Annotated in this window: 17 protein-coding genes and 3 tRNA genes; 14 read left to right on the forward strand and 6 right to left on the reverse strand. The window is 70.3% G+C overall.

What is annotated here, in order from left to right:
* Window positions 1–11: 11 nt before the first annotated feature.
* The 3 genes from hpt to tilS are packed head-to-tail and all read right to left on the reverse strand — an operon-like array spanning window position 12 to window position 2395.
* Window positions 12–563 (reverse strand): hypoxanthine phosphoribosyltransferase, encoded by a 552-nt coding sequence (gene hpt / locus ACGG9C_RS09250; protein ID WP_194384374.1) that lies wholly within the window; start codon window positions 561–563, stop codon window positions 12–14.
* Window positions 564–592: 29 nt separating this feature from the next.
* A complete protein-coding gene (locus tag ACGG9C_RS09255; RefSeq protein WP_194384373.1) occupies window positions 593–1342 on the reverse strand; it encodes a ParA family protein in 750 nt (249 codons plus the stop codon).
* A 57-nt stretch (window positions 1343–1399) separates the two neighbouring features.
* On the reverse strand, window positions 1400–2395 hold the full coding sequence (tilS, locus tag ACGG9C_RS09260; RefSeq protein WP_194384372.1) for a tRNA lysidine(34) synthetase TilS: 996 nt from the start codon (window positions 2393–2395) through the stop codon (window positions 1400–1402).
* Window positions 2396–2492: 97 nt separating this feature from the next.
* Between tilS and ppa the strand changes: the two genes are divergently transcribed.
* On the forward strand, window positions 2493–3026 hold the full coding sequence (gene ppa, locus ACGG9C_RS09265; protein WP_194384371.1) for an inorganic diphosphatase: 534 nt from the start codon (window positions 2493–2495) through the stop codon (window positions 3024–3026).
* 17 nt (window positions 3027–3043) lie between these two features.
* Window positions 3044–4396: a DUF2254 domain-containing protein gene (locus ACGG9C_RS09270; protein WP_194384370.1), complete on the forward strand. Its 1353-nt coding sequence runs from the start codon at window positions 3044–3046 to the stop codon at window positions 4394–4396.
* 7 nt (window positions 4397–4403) lie between these two features.
* Here the strand turns inward: ACGG9C_RS09270 and ACGG9C_RS09275 are convergent, their stop codons facing one another.
* Window positions 4404–5822: a M23 family metallopeptidase gene (locus tag ACGG9C_RS09275; RefSeq protein ID WP_071045138.1), complete on the reverse strand. Its 1419-nt coding sequence runs from the start codon at window positions 5820–5822 to the stop codon at window positions 4404–4406.
* A 233-nt stretch (window positions 5823–6055) separates the two neighbouring features.
* Between ACGG9C_RS09275 and ACGG9C_RS09280 the strand changes: the two genes are divergently transcribed.
* The 7 genes from ACGG9C_RS09280 (at window position 6056) to ACGG9C_RS09310 (ending at window position 9715) form a co-directional block, all read left to right on the forward strand.
* A tRNA-Glu gene (locus ACGG9C_RS09280) sits at window positions 6056–6128 on the forward strand.
* 27 nt (window positions 6129–6155) lie between these two features.
* Window positions 6156–6229, forward strand: a tRNA-Asp gene (locus ACGG9C_RS09285).
* 63 nt (window positions 6230–6292) lie between these two features.
* A tRNA-Phe gene (locus ACGG9C_RS09290) sits at window positions 6293–6365 on the forward strand.
* A gap of 247 nt (window positions 6366–6612) precedes the next feature.
* Window positions 6613–6801, forward strand: a complete 189-nt coding sequence (locus ACGG9C_RS09295) for a hypothetical protein (RefSeq protein WP_194384359.1) — start codon at window positions 6613–6615, stop codon at window positions 6799–6801.
* An 18-nt stretch (window positions 6802–6819) separates the two neighbouring features.
* Window positions 6820–7605, forward strand: coding sequence for a hypothetical protein (locus tag ACGG9C_RS09300; RefSeq protein ID WP_194384358.1), 786 nt, complete (start codon window positions 6820–6822; stop codon window positions 7603–7605).
* Between the two features lie 95 nt (window positions 7606–7700).
* Window positions 7701–8399 (forward strand): ABC transporter ATP-binding protein, encoded by a 699-nt coding sequence (locus ACGG9C_RS09305; RefSeq protein ID WP_194384357.1) that lies wholly within the window; start codon window positions 7701–7703, stop codon window positions 8397–8399.
* Window positions 8396–9715, forward strand: coding sequence for an ABC transporter permease (locus ACGG9C_RS09310; RefSeq protein WP_194384356.1), 1320 nt, complete (start codon window positions 8396–8398; stop codon window positions 9713–9715). The genes ACGG9C_RS09305 and ACGG9C_RS09310 overlap by 4 nt, the downstream gene beginning before the upstream one ends.
* On the opposite strand, the gene ACGG9C_RS09315 is transcribed toward ACGG9C_RS09310, so the two are convergent.
* Window positions 9706–10227, reverse strand: a complete 522-nt coding sequence (locus ACGG9C_RS09315; protein WP_194384355.1) for a glycine cleavage system protein R — start codon at window positions 10225–10227, stop codon at window positions 9706–9708. The genes ACGG9C_RS09310 and ACGG9C_RS09315 overlap by 10 nt on opposite strands.
* Window positions 10228–10374: 147 nt before the next feature.
* Between ACGG9C_RS09315 and ACGG9C_RS09320 the strand changes: the two genes are divergently transcribed.
* On the forward strand, window positions 10375–11979 hold the full coding sequence (locus ACGG9C_RS09320; RefSeq protein WP_228480901.1) for a molybdopterin-dependent oxidoreductase: 1605 nt from the start codon (window positions 10375–10377) through the stop codon (window positions 11977–11979).
* A 230-nt stretch (window positions 11980–12209) separates the two neighbouring features.
* On the opposite strand, the gene ACGG9C_RS09325 is transcribed toward ACGG9C_RS09320, so the two are convergent.
* Entirely contained in the window at window positions 12210–13352 is a 1143-nt protein-coding gene (locus ACGG9C_RS09325) for a glycosyltransferase family 2 protein (protein ID WP_194384354.1), read from the reverse strand.
* 60 nt (window positions 13353–13412) lie between these two features.
* Here ACGG9C_RS09325 and ACGG9C_RS09330 point away from each other — a divergent pair, with 60 nt between their 5' ends.
* The 4 genes from ACGG9C_RS09330 (at window position 13413) to ACGG9C_RS09345 (ending at window position 17805) form a co-directional block, all read left to right on the forward strand.
* Window positions 13413–13679, forward strand: a complete 267-nt coding sequence (locus tag ACGG9C_RS09330) for a glutaredoxin family protein (RefSeq protein WP_194384353.1) — start codon at window positions 13413–13415, stop codon at window positions 13677–13679.
* Window positions 13680–13834: 155 nt separating this feature from the next.
* A complete protein-coding gene (locus tag ACGG9C_RS09335; RefSeq protein ID WP_194384352.1) occupies window positions 13835–14818 on the forward strand; it encodes a hypothetical protein in 984 nt (327 codons plus the stop codon).
* Entirely contained in the window at window positions 14808–16052 is a 1245-nt protein-coding gene (locus ACGG9C_RS09340) for a kynureninase (RefSeq protein WP_194384351.1), read from the forward strand. Before ACGG9C_RS09335 ends, ACGG9C_RS09340 begins: the two co-directional genes overlap by 11 nt.
* A gap of 16 nt (window positions 16053–16068) precedes the next feature.
* A complete protein-coding gene (locus ACGG9C_RS09345; RefSeq protein ID WP_194384350.1) occupies window positions 16069–17805 on the forward strand; it encodes an aldehyde dehydrogenase family protein in 1737 nt (578 codons plus the stop codon).
* Window position 17806: the final 1 nt, after the last annotated feature.

Genomic DNA, 17806 nt, shown 5'->3' on the forward strand with positions numbered 1-17806 from the left:
GACGCGCGCGCTCAGGCGTACACGTGCGGCGCGAGCACCGCCACGTCGCGCAGGTTGCGATAGCGCTCGGCGTAGTCCAGGCCGTAACCGACGACGAAGTCGCTCGGGATGTCGAAGCCGACGTACTTGCAGGGCACCTCGACCTTGGCCGCATCCGGCTTGCGCAGCAGCGAGAAGATCTCGATCGACGCGGCGCCGCGAGAGGCGAAGTTCGCCAGCAGCCAGTGCAGGGTCAGGCCCGAGTCGATGATGTCCTCGACGATCAGCACGTGCTTGTCGTGGAGGTCGGTGTCGAGGTCCTTGCGGATCTGCACGACACCGCTCGATTTCGTCGACGCACCGTAGGACGACACCGCCATCCAGTCCATCGCGGCGTGCATCGGCAGTGCGCGCGCGAAGTCGGCCATGACCATGACGGCGCCCTTGAGCACCCCGACCAGCAGCAGGTCCTTGCCCTCGTAGTCGGTCGCGACCTGCGCGGCCACCTCCTGCAGCTTCTCCTGGATCTGCTCCTCGGTGACGAGGATGTCGGTCAGGTCGTCTCTGATGTCGGCGGCGCGCATGGGGGAAGTCTAGGAGCGTCGGCGTCGAATCACTTCTTGCGGTCCCGCGCCGCCACCCATGCGATGCTCCACAGCGTCGCGAAGGACTGCGCCGCCTCGGACGACGGCGCATATGCCGCGACGGGCTTGCGCTCGGATCCCATGCGCTCCACGACGACCGTCGCCGGGATGACGACCTTGCACATGTCGGGCTCGTCGGCCGGAAGCTCCTCGACCGCGGTGCGATGGGTCTTCTTGCGGCGATCGACCATCGACAGGAACGACACGATCTTCGCCGGCTTCGACTCCGCCGCGATGACATCGCGCACCTGCTGCAGCGATCGCAGCGCGAGCGGCGTCGGGACCACGGGGAGCACGACGAGATCGGCGGCCCGGATGACGTTCTGCGCGAGAAGGGACGCACCGGGAGGGCAGTCGAGGATCACGACGTCGTAGTTGTCGGAGAGCGGCCCGAGGGCGCGCTGGATGCGCCGCGTGGAGTGCTTGGCGGCATCCAGGGCGAGCTCGAGATCCCGATAGCTGTCGTCTCCGGGCAGCACGTCGAGGTCCTGATAGGCCGTCTCCCGCACAGCCCGGCCGATCTTGCCCTTCCCGCCGATGATCGATTCGGCGCCGCCCTTGAGCTTGGGCTTGACCTCGAGCATGTGGGTCGCGGCCGCCTGCGGGTCGAGGTCCCACAGCAGAACGCGCTGGTCCTTCGCCGCCTCGTAGGCCAGGTTCACCGCCGTCGTGGACTTGCCCACTCCACCCTTGACGCTGTACACCGCGATGACCTTCACGTGCGCCACCCTAACGAGCGGGGCCCCCTCCCGTCACGGGTTCGGTCGTGCGCAGACTCACGACGTGGCGGTGAACTCCACGCGCGCGCCGACCCGGCGGGCGCGGCATCCGGGCAGATCGATCGACCCCTGACCCGACCAGTCGGTCACGAGTCGCGCGACCTCGAGGGTCTGCACGCGCGTGAGGCTCGCGCCGAACTCGCTCGCCACGACGAGTCGGATGATGCGGTGCCGCACCGCCGCGGGATTCGCGGCGAGGGCCGGCACCGAGACGGAGATGCCGGCTTCGGCGTGCTCGACGATGTCTTCGATCGTCTCCTCGATCATCTCGTCGAACGCCTCGGCGTCTTCCCGCATCTGCTCGGCCGTGCGCGCGAGCGCCTCCGCCACGCCCGGTCCGAGCTCGCGCTCGAGCATCGGGAGCACGGTGTTGCGGGTGCGCACCCGCGCGAAGCGGGGATCGTCGTTGTGCGGGTCGTCCCACGGCTCGAGTCCCTCGGCCGCGCACGCCGCACGCGTGGTGGAACGCCGCAGCGCCAGCAGCGGCCGCACGAGCGCGACACCGTCGAGGTCGGACACCGGCGACATGCCCTGCAGGCTCGCCGCACCGGATCCGCGCGCCAGGCCGAGCAGGACCGTCTCGGCCTGGTCGTCGAGGGTGTGCCCCACGAGCACGGCCGCCGCGCCGGTCTCGCGCGCGACGGCACGCAGCGCCCGGTATCGCGCGTCGCGGGCCGCCGCTTCGAGTCCGCCGCCGCCGTCCACATCCACCTCGACCACGCGGGCGGCCAGTCCCAGCGATGACGCGGCTGCGGCCGCGCCGCGTGCGACCTCGGCGGAGGTCTCCTGCAGCCCGTGGTCGACCACGACGGCGGTCGCGGATGCATCCGCACCCCCGGTCTCGAAGGCGACCGCCGCGGTGAGGGCGAGGGAGTCGGCGCCACCGGACAGGCCCACCACGAGCGGAGCGTCGGCGGCGAGGCGGGCCAGGGCGCCGCGCACCGCGCGACGCACGTCGGCGACGGCGGGATCCAGACTCGGACGGTGCGGCATGCGGCCACGGTACCGCGCGCATCGGCGCGCCTCACGGGGAGCCGGCGTGCAACTAGGCTGGTCGCGCATCCGCACGTCTTCCGAAGGAGCAGCAAGCATGGGCGCGTACGACGCCGTCATCGAGATCCCTCGCAACAGCAGCATCAAGTACGAGGTCGACCACGGCACCGGCCGGGTCTACCTCGACCGCATCCTGTACACCCCGATGGGATACCCCTCCAACTACGGGTTCTTCGAGAACACCCTGGGCGAAGACGGCGACCCGCTCGACGTGCTCGTGCTGCTGGACCGCGACATCATGCCGGGCGTGCTCGTGAAGGTGCGGCCCGTGGGCGTGCTGAAGATGTCGGACGAGGCCGGCGGCGACGACAAGGTCGTCGCGGTTCTCGCGAAGGACCCCCGCTGGAACCACATCCAGGACGTCTCCGACATCGATGAGTGGACACGCAACGAGATCAACCACTTCTTCGAGCACTACAAGGACCTCGAGCCCGGCAAGTGGGTCAAGGTCGACGAGTGGGCGGATGCCGCCGAAGCCGAACGCCTCGTCGACGAGGCCTTCGCGCGGTTCGAGGAGCACGAGGGCGAGACCCGCACGCAGGGTGAGGGCGAAGCCCCCAGCACCCGCTGATCCGGACGGGAGACCACATGGCGCGACGCGGGGCGGTGCGACGGCGCATCGCCGTGATCAGCGATGCGGTCGCGTCGCGCCTGTGGCCCGTGCCGCTCATCGCGGTGATCGGGGCCGTGCTCATCGGCCTGGCGCTGCCGGAGCTCGACCGCTCCGTCGACGCGTCCCTCGCCGACACGGTGACGGCATTCATCTTCTCCGGCGGGACGGATGCCGCGCGCGCCGTCCTCTCCGCGATCGCCGGATCCCTCATCACGGCCACGTCGCTGACGTTCTCACTGACGGTGGTCGCCCTGCAGCTGGCGAGCAGCCAGGCGTCTCCGCGGCTCCTGCGCATGTTCGCCTCGGACCCGATGGTCCAGGGCACGCTCGCGGTCTTCCTCGGCACGTTCGCGTACGCGCTCACGGTGCTGCGCACGGTCGAGAACGCCACCGACGAGGCAGACGCCTTCGTGCCGCGCATCGCGGTGACCGTCGCCTCGGTACTCACCCTGGTGAGCGTCGTGGTGCTCACCTTCTTCCTCGCTCATCTCGCCCGGCAGCTCCGGGTGGAGACGATGATGCGCGATGTGCATCGTGAGGCGGCGCACACCATCGCGCTGCTGGCGGATGCGCCACCCGGAACCCCCGCCCCGGCACCGATCGAGCCCGACCGCGGGCACACCGTGTTCGCGCGCACGTCGGGTTTCGTCTCCGGCGTCGACCGCGGCGAGCTGATCGATCTCGCCGTCGCTCACGACATCGTGGTGCGCGAGCTGCGCCCCGTGGGCGGCAGCATCATCGCGGGCACGCCGCTCGCACGATGGTGGCATCCCGCCCAGATCGACGGGCCGGGGCGCACCGACGAGCGCATCGCGGATGAGATCGCCGCGTGTTTCAGCGCCGACTACGAACGCACGCCCGCGCAGGATGTCGGGTTCGGGCTGCGGCAGCTCGTCGACGTCGCCAGTCGCGCCCTGTCCCCGGGCGTCAACGATCCGACGACAGCGGTCCACGCGCTCAGCCACATCTCCGCGCTCCTGTGCGACCTGGCGGCCCAGCCTCCGCGCCCGGAGGCGTACGCATCGCAGGACGGCGTCACGCGCCTGCTCCCATGCGGCGACGACTTCGCCGAACTCCTCGATGTCGCGATCTCACCTATTCGTCGCTACGGCGCCGGCGCACCGGATGTGCTGGAGCGGCTGCTCTGGACGATCGATGACGTCGCGTGGCACGTGCAGCACGCCGCGCAGCGCGATGCCCTGTCGCAGCAGCTGGGACGAATCGAGGCGTCGCTCGAGGCATCCGATCTCGATGCGGTCGAACGCGACCGGTTGGCCGCGGCCGCTCAGCAGGCCAGGGCCACGCTCGAACGCGCGTCGTCGGCCTGATCGGTGCTCAGACGCTGACGCCGCGCGCCGCCATGAAGTTGATCGGGTTCACGGGAGAGCCGTTGATGTACGTCTCGAAGTGCAGGTGACAGCCGAAGGAGTTGCCGGTGTTGCCCTCGGCGGCGATGGCCTGCCCCGCGCTGACGCGCTGGCCGTAGCCCACCCAGATCCCACCGTTCTGGATGTGGGCGTACCCGGTGCCGATGCCGCCGCCGTGGTCGATCTTGATGTAGTTGCCGTAGCCGCCGTTGTATCCGGCGTAGACGACTGTTCCGGCTGACGCGGCGTAGATCGCAGAACCGCAGCCGGCCGCGAGGTCGACGCCCGCGTGGAAGCTGGAGGAGCAGTAGCTCGGACCGCACTGGCTCGTGCGCCATCCGTATCCCGAGGATCGGTACCCGGAACCGGGCCGCGCCCACCCGGATCCGACGACGGCACCGCCGTTGCCGCCACTGGAACCGGACGACCCGCCACTGCTGGAGCCGGAGGATCCGCCACCGGAGTTCTGCTGCTCCTGTTTCGCGCGTTCGGCCGCCTCGCGGGCGAGGCGCTCGGCCTCCGCTTTGGCCCGGGCGGCGGCTTCGGCCTTGCGCCGCTTCTCCTCTTCGACGCCCGCCTTGTAGTCGGCGATCGTCTGGGCGGTCTCGTCTTCAAGGGCCGCGAGCTGGGCCTGAAGGGTGGAGAGATTGGACTCCTGCGCAGCGAGGGCGGCCTGAGCGGCCTCTGCCTTCTCCTGCGCCTCGACCATCTTCTCCTCGGCGACCTTCTGCAGGCGATCCCGCTCCTGGCGAGCCACCTCGGCCTGGTCGGAGAGGCTCTGAGCGGCGTCGCGCGCCGTGACGGCCTCGCTGTAGACGGTCTGGTTCCGCTCGAGCAGCTTGTCCATCGTTCCCAGGCGCGACAGCAGGTCGTCGGCGGTCGCGGCCGAGCCCGAGAAGAACAGTTCCAGCGAGGTGTCGTCGCCGCCGTTGCGATACAGCTGCGCCGCCACTCGCCCGGCCTTGTTCGCGGCCTCGTTGGCGGCCTCGGCCTGCTCGTCGGCCTGAGCCTGAAGCTCATCGGCCTTGAACGACGCCTCGAAGAACGCCTGCTGCGCCTCGTAGAACTCGTTCGATGCGGCCTCGGCTTCTGCCTGCGTGCGCGCGACCTCGGCCTGGAGGCTCGAGATGAGGTTGCGGATCTTGGAGACCTCGGCGGCCTTCGCCGCCTCGTTCGCCTTGGCGGCTTCGACCTCATCCCACGAGGGGTAGCCCTCGATGGCGATCGCACCCGGAGAGTAGGCGAGCGACGAGAAGGTCAGGAATCCCAGGGCGCCGAGTGCGCCGATGCCGATCGCCGAGCGGCGGTTCACCGACGGCCAGAGCCGTTTCTTCTCCGCTTCGGTGGGCGCGCAACCGCAATCGAGGTCGCTGTGCTGGGCGTCCACGGATCCTCCTCGCAGGGGCAGTCAACGTTGATCACAGTAGCAACACGAGTCACAACCGCAACAGGTGCGGACCGATTTCCGCACGATGAACGATCCCCTCCCCGATGGGCTGTTCGCCGTCGGCGCGCCGCGAGAACGGTCATACGGGGGCCGATTGGCGTTTCCACGGAATCTCTCTTATGCTTGAGCGTCGGTAAGCGTGAGCACCGGGTCGCAAGATCAGGGGTTCATTCGGCCCCATCGTTTAGCGGCCTAGGACGCCGCCCTTTCACGGCGGTAGCACGGGTTCGAATCCCGTTGGGGTCACTCTTTCCGACACAACTCAACAATCATGGCCCTGTAGCGCAGTTGGTTAGCGTGCCGCCCTGTCACGGCGGAGGTCGCGGGTTCAAGTCCCGTCAGGGTCGCTCCGAGCGACGGGCCTTCTTTCGAGGAGGCCTTTCGTCTAGGACGCGGCAGACATGTCGCGCGGCTCTGTAGCTCAGTTGGTAGAGCGTTCGACTGAAAATCGAAAGGTCACCGGATCGATGCCGGTCGGAGCCACAAGGGTGATCGTTACAATCATCCCAGGAACCCTCGCGTAGCTTCTACATCGCGGGGGTTTCGCTTTGCCCGGTCAGAGGGCGCGCCGGCCGTGAACAGCACAGGAGATTCGACGGCGGAAGCCGCGAAAGCTCGCGACCCCGCCGCTGCGCGGCAGAATCTCCTGTCATCTTCACCTTCACCGCCTATCGGCGGGCTGAGACGTGACGCGGCTGCGCCGGTCTGATCGCGCGAGGTAGCGCGTACCGTGCGCCTCTACCCCACGGACAAGGCGGCCGACAACATCGAACGCCTGGACGCCGCGTGGAACCGGCTCCTGGAGGGCATTCTCGACGACCGAGAAGTAGCGGAGACGATCGTGCGCCTCCAACGCATCGAGCACGCGCTATCGGAGCGCCATGGAACCCCGGACATCCCCGACGCCACGACGTCGTGAGTGTGTGAGGCTGGGGACATGGGGCCGCTCGAGCAGGAGGAACTCCGTCGCCTGCGTCTGCGCGCCTACGGACCGTCCGCCGACATCGACCGCGACCCCGCCGCGATGGCTCGACTGACCGAACTCGAAGCCGCCGCCGGCACGGGGGATGCTTCGGACACGCCCGCGCCGGAACCCCATCGCGACAACCCCTCGGACCCACGCCCCAAGGCCCCCGCGGACGCGTCGATGATCGACGCGTCGCTCGTCGATGAGGCGGCGCCCGTCGCCGACGGCGATCCTGCCGTCTGGTCATCGTCGCCGGATACGAGACGGCGACCCCGCTGGCTCGTGCCAGCCCTCTGGGCGGCGTCACTGGCGATCACGGCCGTCTTCGCGGCGATCGTCACCTCGACCGCATCTTCGCCGCCGACCGCGGCGCCCGACGGCGGCACGCCCGTCGCGGTGCTGGCTCCCGACCCGAGCTTCGACCCCTCGGAGATCTTCGGCACCCGAGGCTACGGCGCCCAAGGCTTCGAGGACTTCCATGGCCTGACGCCGATCGCCGTCGACGACCGGTGGGCCGCCAGCTTCGGAACGGATTCCTGCCTGATGATCGTCGCCACGGGAGTCGTCGACGGCGACGACGGCATCTATACGGGACGCTGGCGCACCGGATGCGCGGCGGGCCCGATCCCGGCGAGTGTCGCGATGGACGTCGATTCCACCGTTCCCGCCGAGACCAGCGTCGCCTATCCCGACAGCGTCCTGCTGTTCGTGCACGAGGGCGACCTCGTGCGCGTCTACGAGTACCCCGCGACGTAGGACCGCCTCTGCGCCGGCGCATCGCCCGGATACGCCGCGCTGAGGATTCGCACAAGGGGAATGCAGGCCCGGTCACACTCGGCCAGAGTGGCTGCATGACAGAGCGTCGGCCCGTCGTGTCGGCCCGCGGCGTGCACAAGTCCTACGGTCGCGGAACCGCACGCTTCGAGGCGTTGCGCGGCGTCAGCCTCGACATCGATGCCGGCGAGAGCGTCGCGATCGTCGGCAAGAGCGGATCGGGCAAGTCCACCCTCATGCATGTGCTCGCCCTCATGGATGCCCCCACGTCGGGAACCGTGCACCTCGACGGCCGGGACACCGCCGCGCTGCGCGGCCGCGCACTGAACCGCACCCGCAACACCACCTTCGGCTTCGTGTTCCAGCAGTTCTTCCTGACACCGAACGCCTCCGTGCTCGAGAACGTCACCCTGCCCCTGAAGATCGCCGGCGTGGGCGCACGCGAGCGGCGGCGCAGGGGCATGGCCGCACTGTCGCAGCTCGAACTCGACGACAAGGCCCGCAACCGGGCGACGGATCTGTCGGGCGGGCAGAAGCAACGGACCGTCATCGCGCGAGCCCTCGTCAACGATCCTCGCATCATCTTCGCCGACGAACCCACCGGCAACCTCGACTCGGCGACCGGCGGGATCGTGGCCGACATCCTCTTCGACCTCAACCGGCGGCACGGGATCACCCTCATCCTCGTGACGCACGATCACGATCTCGCCGCCCGCTGCGACCGGCGCCTGCACATCCGCGACGGGGTCTTCGACGACGCGGAGGCGATGACGTGAGAACGTCGAGCCTCATCTCGTCCGCGGTGCAGAACTCGTTCCGCGCCAAGACCCGAACGCTGCTCACGGTGCTCGCCGTGTTCATCGGCGCCTTCACCCTCACCGTGACCAACGGCCTCGGCACGGGGGTCGGCCGGTTCATCGACGACACCGTCGCGGCGATCGGCGCGGACGGGGTGCTGACCGCGACCAAGGCGAGCGAGACCGCGCCGACCGGCTTCGGTGACGAGCCGCTGGAATACGATCCGGATGTGGTCGACACCACCGTGCCCGGCGCACCCGACGGAGCACCCGGGGCCACCACCGGTGTCGTGGCGATGACGCCCGACGACATCGCCGAGCTCGAGCAGATCGAGGGCGTGGACCGGGTCGAACCGACCAAGGGTGTCTCGGCGGACTTCATCCGATACGGCGAAGACGGCACCCCGTACGTGACCGCGGTCGAGAACACCGTGCCCGGGCAGAAACTGCAGATGGCCGCCGGATCGGAGCCGTCGGGCTCATCCGACGAGCCCGAGGTCGCGATCCCCGTCTCCCTCGTCGAGCCGCTCGGCTTCGCCGATCCCGACAGCGCGATCGGCGAGATCGTCACGATCGCCGTGACCGACGGTTCCCGCACGCAGCACCTGCTGGAGGCGACCGTGACCGGCGTCGTCGAGGAGACCTTCAGCGCGGGCACGACGACCATCCCCAACTCCGCCGCCACCGACGAGCTCTTCGCCCTGCAGAACACCGGCGTGCCCGAGGAAGACCTCGACCGATACGCGACGGCGAGCGTGTTCTTCGACCCCGAGGCAACGGATGCCGAGGTCGAGGCGCTCAAGGAGCGCCTCGACGATGCCGGCTACACCGGCCAGTCGATCGCCGATCAGCTCGGCGCGTTCGTCGCCGTCATCGACGGCATTGTGCTCATCCTCAACGCCTTCGCGATCATCGCGCTCATGGCCGCGACGCTCGGGATCGTGAACACGCTGCTGATGTCGGTCCAGGAACGCACGCGCGAGATCGGCCTCATGAAGGCGATGGGCATGGGATCGGGGCGGGTGTTCGCGCTGTTCAGCTTCGAGGCGATGTTCATCGGATTCCTCGGCAGCGCGCTGGGGGCGGCCGCGGCGATCACCCTCGGCACCACGGTGAGCCGTCAACTCGCAGCGACCCTGCTCGCGGACCTTCCCGGCCTCGAGCTGTTCGCGTTCGATCCGCTGTCGATCGTGCTGACGACCGCGGTGGTGATGTTCATCGCCTTCCTCGCCGGCACGCTGCCCGCGGCGCGCGCCGCCGCCGCCGACCCGGTGGCGAGCCTGCGCTACGAGTGACCGGCCGGGGCGACGGTCACGTCGACCTGGAGCTCGGCGGCGATCTCCTCCAGGGCGATGCGCACGTCGCCGGGATCGCTGCCTCCGGGCATCCGGGCCGTGAACGTGGCCTCGAACAGTCGCCCGCCCGACATGGCGGCATCCCGGGTCTCGGTCGACAGGTGATCGATGCTCAGACCGTGCGCCTCGAGGGTGGATGCGAGCTCGCGCACGATGCCGGCGCTGTCGTTGCCGAGCACCGTGAGATCGAGCTCGACGCCGGTGCGCTCGGAAGCGCGCGGGTTCTCGTGCACCGCGACCGCGAGGGTGCCCTCGAGAGCGGCGAGCGCTTCGCGCAGCCCGTCCGCGGCGGAGTCGGGCACGACGACCTCGACCACGCCGGCGAAGGTTCCCGCGAGTTCGGCGAGTTCGCTGCGCTCCCAGTTGCCGCCGTGATCGGCGACCACCCGGGAGACGGCCGCGACGAGACCGGCGCGGTCATCGCCGACGATGGTGAGCACGAGCAGGGTCACGGGGTCGATGCTACTGCGCAGGTGCCCGTTGCGACACCGAGGTCATCGCCGCCCGCGCCCGATCCCCTCGCACCCCGGATGCATCCACGACGAGCGTCGCTCCGAACAACCTTCAGCGGGGAACGACCCCGGGATGAGGGGACGAGCATGGCAGCGACACGAATGTCGGCGCGTGCCTGGCTGTGGAGCGCACTGTCCGGGCTGATCGGCGGGGCGGCCTTTCTCGCCGCGGCGGAACTCGTCGCGCTTCTCGTCGCCCGCGGAGCGAGCCCCGTGCTCGCGGTCGGCTCGTTCATCGTCGACGTGGTGCCGCAGCCGCTGAAGGCGTTCGCGATCGCCACCTTCGGCGAGGCCGACAAGCTCGTACTGCTGATCGGCATCGGGCTCGCCGTCGCCATCGCCGCCGCCCTGGCCGGCGTGCTGCAGTACGTGCGCGCGCCGCTCGGCGTCGCCGCCTTCGTGCTCGCGGGCATCCTGGCGACGGCCGCGACCGTCACCCGCGCCGGCGCCACGGTGCTGAGCGCCCTGCCGCCCGTGGTCGGCACGATCGCCGGCGCCGTCGTGCTGATGCTCCTCGTGAACCGGCTCCGGCGCTGGCTGAATCCCGACCGGGCGCTGCAGGCATCCCCCACCGACACCTCGTCTTCGGCGACGGACGAACCCGCATCCGCGGATGCGCGAGGCGTCGACCGTCGCGGGTTCTTCCGCTTCGGCGCGATCGCGGGAGTCTCCGCGGTCATCGTCGGCGTGGGGGCTCGCGCGATCAGCGCGGCGAGCTCCTCGCTCGGGGCGATCCGCGAGGAGCTCGCCCTCCCCGAGCCGGGAAGCACGGTGACGATCCCGGAAGGGGCCGAGTTCGACATCGACGGCCTGTCACCGCTGATCACGCCGAACGAGGACTTCTACCGCGTCGACACGGCCCTGACGGTGCCGACGGTCGACCCGGCGACGTGGCGGCTGGTCATCGACGGCATGGTCGACGAGCGAATCGAGATGAGCTTCGACGACCTGCTGGCGATGGGTGTCGACGAGTACGCCGTCACCCTCACGTGCGTCTCCAACGAGGTCGGCGGCGGCCTGGTCGGCAACGCCGTGTGGCTGGGCGTGCCGATCCGTGACGTGCTCGCACGGGCGGGCGTGCAGGACGGTGCCGACATGGTGCTCTCGCGCAGCGTCGACGGCTACACCGCATCCACCCCGCTCGCCTCGCTCACCGACGACGGTCTCGACGCGATCTTCGCCGTGGGCATGAACGGCGAGCCTCTCCCGGTCGAGCACGGCTTCCCCGTGCGGATGGTCGTGCCCGGGCTGTACGGCTACGTGTCGGCGACGAAGTGGGTCACCGAGCTGAAGGTGACGACCTTCGCCGAGGACGAGGCCTATTGGACACCGCGCGGGTACAGCGCCAAGGCGCCGATCAAGTTCTCCTCGCGCGTGGACACCCCGCGCACCGGCACGCCGGTTCCGGCGGGAACGGTGCCGATCGCGGGCATGGCGTGGGCGCAGACGGTGGGGATCGAGCGCGTCGAGGTGAGCATCGACGACGGCGAGTGGCAGCAGGCGACGCTGTCGACCCCGATCAATGACGACACCTGGGTGCAGTGGTACCTCGAGTGGGAGGCGGAGCCGGGCACGCACTACGTCGCCGTGCGCGCGGTCAACGCCGACGGTGATCTGCAGATCGAGGAGCGCGCCCCCATCGCCCCGGACGGCTCATCCGGGTGGCAGCGCGTGCTCGTGACCGTGGAGTAGGCCGCCTCAAGCGTCCGTTTCCGCGTCTCCGCCGGTCCGCCGAGCGACCCCTTTCGCGTCGAGCCACCCCTCTGTTGCGAACGCGAAAGGGCCCGCTCGGCGAAAGAGGGGTGGCTCGCCACGAGGGCATCCTCGACGGCGAGCAGGTCAGCGGGTACGCAGGGGGCGAGATCCAGGGAGTTCCCCCGACCGGTGACCCGACACCGCCGAACTGCGGGTGAGGTGCGTCCTCACAGCTCGCCGGGAGCGGACGCGAGGTCGTCGATCTCCTCGACGACGCGTCGCGCCTTGGACGGCTCGCCGGCCTTGCGCGGTGCGTAGACGACGAGAGAGTGGAAGACGAAGCGCACGAAGAAGGCCAGCACGAGGGTGATCGCCGTGGCCAGCACCGCGGAGACGTGCCCGGTCTCCACCAGCAGGGCGACGAGGGGGATGCGCACGATCGCCTCGGCGTTGTTGAAGCCGAACGACTTCGCGAAGCGCACCCATCCGCCCGATGCGGCGCCCTTCATGTCCTGGAAGACGAAGCGCTCCATGAGCAGGAAGTTGCCGATGATCGTCGCCTCCGCGGCGACGATCGCGGCGATGAGGTAGTCGACGCCGAGCGCCGTCAGCGCCCAGACGATCGCGAGGTTCGCGATCGCGCCGAGTCCGCCGATGACGGCGAACAGCGACATCTTGCCGAAGCGCAGCGCCGTCAGCTGCGAGAGGAAGTGGATGCCCTGACGCACCGACGCTTTGGAGTCGCCCGCGTGCCGGTCGGCGAAGGTGAAGGGCACCTCCGCCACGCGCAGGGGCTTGCGGGCGAGGATCTCCAGCAGGATCTTGAACCCGCGCGGACGCAGCGTGTCCGCCTCGATCGCGCGCCGATCCAGCACGAAGAACCCCGTCATCGGGTCGGAGACATCCCGCAGCCGCACCGGGAACATCGATTTCGTCACCGCTGTCGACACCTTCGACACCAGCACGCGGGTCTTGTCGGCGAAGCCGGCATCGGCCTGACCCGCGTGGTATCGCGAGGCGACGACGACATCGGCATCCCCCGCCGAGAACCTCTCCCACAGCGCCGGGATGTCCTCGGGCGGATGCTGCAGGTCGGCGTCCATCACGAGACACGCATCCGACCGGGCCGCGGCGAATCCCTCGACGACGGCACCGCCGAGTCCGCCGGTTCGCTCGTCACGGTGGATGATGCGCAGCGGCACGCTGGTCGTCCCGGCGAGCGCGCGCACCACCTCGGGGGTGTCGTCCGTGCTGTCGTCGACGACGATGATCTCCGCGTCGATTCCCTGGACGGCATGCTCGATGCGCCCCACGAGTTCCGCCATGTTGGGGGCCTCGTTGAAGGTCGGCACGATGATCGAGAGCTGCATCCGACGTCCATCGTCCCACGACCGGCGCCGCGGCGGTGCCGCGCGATTACGCTGGATGCCATGACTTCTCCCCTCGATTCCGCCACGATCACGATGTTCGGCGCCGACTGGTGCCGCGACTGCATCCGCACGAAGGCGCAGCTCGACGGCCTCGGCGTCGAGTACACCTACGTCGACCTCGTCGCGACGCCCGACGCCGCGGAGGTCGCTCGCGACATCTCGGGTCGCACCAACATCCCCGTCGTGGTCTACCCCGACGCGTCCCACCACGTCGAGCCGACCAACGCCGACGTCGAGGCCAAGCTCCGCGAGCTCTCCCTCATCTGAGCGCGGGCGTCGCGATCTCCGCCGACAAACGCGGAACGCCGCGGGACACCACGCATTGCGGTGTTTCTCGCGGCGTTCGGCGTTTCTCGTGATGGGCGGTGGGCGGATGCGCGCCGGCGAGCGTGGAGCGTAGCCTGAAGCCGAAGGAGACGGCCATGACGAACCTCGACCCCGCGGTGATCGCCGCCCGCTTCGGTCCGCGAGCCGACGTCGGCCATCTCGCCCTCACGGGGGAACACGGCGTCGTGCTCCCCGCGTTCACCGACCACCACGTGCATCTCGCCCTCTTCGCCGAGCACGCCCTCGCCGCGCGGGGGATCGCCGGCGTCGTCGACCTCGGCGGCGACCCCTACGCCCTCGCTCGCCGCGATCCGCACGCCGTGCCGCGACCCGCATACGCGGGCGCCTTCCTCACCACCCCGGGGGGTTATCCGACCGGACGCCCCTGGGCACCCGACGCCATCGTGCGCCACGTCACGGACCCGTCGCGGCATCCCGGTGTCGCCGGGGGCGCGGCGACGGCGGTCGACGAGCAGATCGAGTGCGGTGCGTGCGTGATCAAGGTGGCCCTGAACGCCGAGGCGGGTCCGACTCCGGAGCCCCCGGTCCTCGAGGCGATCGTGGCGCACGCCCATGACCGCGGCGTGCCGGTCGTCGCTCACGTGCAGGGAACGGGCATGTTCGCACGGGCGCTCGATGCCGGCATCGACGCCCTGGCCCACACCCCCTTCACCGAAATCCTCGACGAGGCCGACATCGCCCGCGCGGTCACGACGGAACAGATCTGGATCTCGACGCTCGACATCCACCGCGACACACCGGATCTCGCCCGCACGGCGGAGACGAACCTCGCGAGATTCCACGCCGCCGGCGGCCGCACACTCTACGGCACCGATCTCGGGAACGGCGATCTGCCCGTGGGCGTCGACCCCCGCGAGATCTCCGCCCTCGTGGCGGCGGGATTCAACGCCGCTGCGGTCGTGGCGGCGCTCGCCGACCCGTGGCCGTTCCCGGATGCGGTCCCGGGCGTGTGCACCTTCGTTCCCGGCCGTCCGCCCGGCGACGAGCGCGACCTCGGCGCGTGGCTCGCGACGGCCTCGACGGTGCCGATCGATGAGATCAGCCGCGATGAACCCTGACCTGGCGGCCACGGCCGACGCCCTCGACACCGCGGACCCGCTGCGGGGATTCCGCGACCTGTTCGTCGGTGCGGACACCCCGCTGGTGTACTTCGACGGCAACTCCCTGGGCCGGCCCCTCACGTCGACGGCGGGGCGCCTGGAGCGGTTCGTCCGCGACGAGTGGGGCGGTCGGCTCATCCGGGGCTGGGACGAGTCGTGGATTGACCTGCCGTTCGCGATCGGCGACGAGATCGGCCGGATCGCGCTGGGCGCCGCTCCCGGGCAGACCGTGGTCGGCGACTCCACCACCGTGCTGCTCTACAAGCTGATCCGGGCGGCCCTCGAGGCTCAGATGGCTCGGGATTCCGCCCGTGTGGAGATCGTGGTGGGAACGGACGACTTCCCCACCGATCGCTACGTCGTCGAAGGAATCGCCGCCGAGCGGGGTGCGCGCGTGCGCTGGATCGACGTCGACCGCGCCGGCGGCGTCACCGCCGAGGGTGTCGCCGCCGCCGTCGGCGAGACCACCGCGGTCGTCGTGGTCAGCCACGTCGCGTACCGCTCCGGGCACCTCGCCGACGCGGCGCGCATCACCGAGATCGTGCACGCCGCCGGCGCCCTCACCGTCTGGGACCTGTCGCATTCGGTGGGCTCGGTGCCGATCCATGCCGATACCTGGCGATTCGACGCCGCCGTCGGCTGCACGTACAAGTACCTCAACGGCGGTCCGGGCTCGCCCGCGTTCGCCTACGTGGCGAACCGACACCACGCCTCGCTCACCCAACCGGTCCAGGGGTGGATGGGCGCCGCCGACGTCTTCGCGATGGGGCCCGAGTATCGCCCCGCCGACGGCATGCGGCGATTCCTGTCGGGCACGCCGCCGATCCTCGGGATGCTCGCGATCGAGGACACGCTGGCCCTCATCGACGATGCCGGGATGCCGGCGATCCGCGAGAAGTCGATCGAGCTCACGACGTTCGCACTCGAGGTCGTCGTGGCGGAACTCGCCCCGCTCGGCGTCGAGGTCGCGTCGCCGATCGAAGCCGCCTCGCGCGGCGGCCACGTGACGCTGCGGCATCCGCTCATGAGACAGGTGACCGCAGCGCTCTGGCGGCGAGATGTGATCCCCGACTACCGCGACCCCGACGGACTGCGCATCGGCCTGTCTCCGCTGTCGACGTCGTTCGCCGAGACGCTGACCGGACTGCTGGCCGTGCGCGACACGCTCCTTCGCCTCATCCCGGCCGACTGACCCCGGGAGGAACCCCGTGACAACCGCGCCCATCGACCTCGCCGCCGACACCCGCGAGGCACTCGACGCCGACATCGACGCACTGCACCGCGGCGCGCGGCTGTGGACGCGGCTCTCGCTCGATCAGCGGGCGACGCTCCTGGAGAGCATCCACGCGAGCACCGCCGCGGTGAGTGAGGAATGGGCCGACGCGGCGGCTGTCTCGAAGAGTCTGCCGCCCGGCCATCCCCTTCGCGGCGAGGAGTGGTTCACGGGTCCGTACATGACCCTCGTCTCGACCGAGTGGCTGGCCCGCACGATGCGGAACCTCGCGCGCGGCGGAAATCCCCTCGACGGGGTGCCGATGGACGTCACCGCCGACGGCCGGGTGCGGGCGCGGGTGTTCCCCGGCGACGCGTCGGATCGGATCATCGCGTCGGGATTCACCGGCGAGGTGTGGTTCGACCGCGACGTCACCGTCGCGCGTGCCCGAGCCGCCGCCGGGCTCGGCCAGCGCACCCCGGCGGCCTCGGGCGGCGTGGGCCTCGTGCTCGGCGCCGGCAACGTGACGTCGATCCCCGTCGCCGATGTGCTCACCGAGCTGATCGCTCACAACCGGGTGTCGCTGCTGAAGGTGAACCCCACGCAGGATGCGCTCGTGCCGGTCTTCGAGCGCGCACTCGCCCCGCTCGTGGAGGCCGGTCTGCTGCGCATCGTGCGGGGCGGTGGCGAGGTGGGCGCCTACCTCTCACGCCATGAGCGCATCGACCACGTGCACATCACCGGCTCGGAGCGCACGTTCGACGCGATCGTGTGGGGATCCGGAGACGATGCCGTCCGTCGCAAGGCGGCCGACGAGCCGCTGCTGACGAAGCCGATCACCGCCGAGCTGGGTGGCGTGTCCCCGGTGATCGTCGTGCCCGGCCCCTGGACCGAGGCCGACCTCGCCTTCCAAGCCGAGCACGTCGCGACCATGCGGCTGCAGAACGCCGGACACAACTGCGTCGCGGGCCAGGTCGTCGTCGTGAGCCGAGACTGGCCGCAGCGCGAGGCGTTCCTCGGCCACCTGCGTCGTGCGATGGCAGCCACGCCCTCGCGCGAGGTCTGGTACCCGGGGTCGAGCGACCGCCTGAGCGCGGTGCGCGCCGCGCACCCCGACGCCGCGTGGAGTGACGGCGGCCGGCGGGCCGTCATCGAGATCGACGCCGGCGACCACGACCTCGAGGTCGTCGAGCAGTTCGCCCCCGTACTCGGGGTGGTCTCGCTCCCGGGCACCGGCCAGGCGTTCGTCGACGCCGCGGTCGACTACGCGAACGAGCACCTCATCGGAACCTTGGGAGCGAACGTCCTCATCGATCCCGTGGAGCAGACACGCCTCGCCGACGGCTTCGAGCACACCCTCGAGCGACTGCGCTACGGCACGATCGCGGTCAACGCGTGGACCGCGATCGGCTTCCTGACGCCGGCGCTGCCGTGGGGCGCGTATCCCGGCGGCACGCTCTCCGACGCGCCGAGCGGGATCGGCGTCGTGCACAACGCCCTCCTGCTCGACCGCATCGACCGTGCGGTCGTGCGCGGCCCCTTCCGCCCGTTTCCGCGCTCGCTCCTCGCGCTGCGCGCCGGGTCGCGTGGCCGGTTCTCCCTCCTGCCCACGCCACCGTGGTTCGTCACGGCGCGCACGGGGGCATCGGTCAGCGCCGGCCTCACGCGCTACCGCGCCGGCGGCGGCCTGCGGGCCCTCATCCCGACGCTCTGGCGGGCGTTTCGCGCCTGAG

The organism is Microbacterium sp. MTN4-26, from assembly GCF_042846595.1.
Lineage (GTDB): Bacteria > Actinomycetota > Actinomycetes > Actinomycetales > Microbacteriaceae > Microbacterium > Microbacterium luteum.

Excerpts from the sequence above, each read along its gene's own strand:
- ACGG9C_RS09325 (WP_194384354.1), bottom strand. The coding sequence starts at position 13,352 with ATGCAGCTCTCGATCATCGTGCCGACCTTCAACGAGGCCCCCAACATG.
- ACGG9C_RS09335 (WP_194384352.1), top strand. The coding sequence starts at position 13,835 with ATGACGAACCTCGACCCCGCGGTGATCGCCGCCCGCTTCGGTCCGCGA.
- ACGG9C_RS09305 (WP_194384357.1), top strand. The coding sequence starts at position 7,701 with ATGACAGAGCGTCGGCCCGTCGTGTCGGCCCGCGGCGTGCACAAGTCC.
- ACGG9C_RS09320 (WP_228480901.1), top strand. The coding sequence starts at position 10,375 with ATGGCAGCGACACGAATGTCGGCGCGTGCCTGGCTGTGGAGCGCACTG.
- ACGG9C_RS09300 (WP_194384358.1), top strand. The coding sequence starts at position 6,820 with ATGGGGCCGCTCGAGCAGGAGGAACTCCGTCGCCTGCGTCTGCGCGCC.
- ppa (WP_194384371.1), top strand. The coding sequence starts at position 2,493 with ATGGGCGCGTACGACGCCGTCATCGAGATCCCTCGCAACAGCAGCATC.
- hpt (WP_194384374.1), bottom strand. The coding sequence starts at position 563 with ATGCGCGCCGCCGACATCAGAGACGACCTGACCGACATCCTCGTCACC.
- tilS (WP_194384372.1), bottom strand. The coding sequence starts at position 2,395 with ATGCCGCACCGTCCGAGTCTGGATCCCGCCGTCGCCGACGTGCGTCGC.
- ACGG9C_RS09270 (WP_194384370.1), top strand. The coding sequence starts at position 3,044 with ATGGCGCGACGCGGGGCGGTGCGACGGCGCATCGCCGTGATCAGCGAT.
- ACGG9C_RS09340 (WP_194384351.1), top strand. The coding sequence starts at position 14,808 with ATGAACCCTGACCTGGCGGCCACGGCCGACGCCCTCGACACCGCGGAC.
- ACGG9C_RS09330 (WP_194384353.1), top strand. The coding sequence starts at position 13,413 with ATGACTTCTCCCCTCGATTCCGCCACGATCACGATGTTCGGCGCCGAC.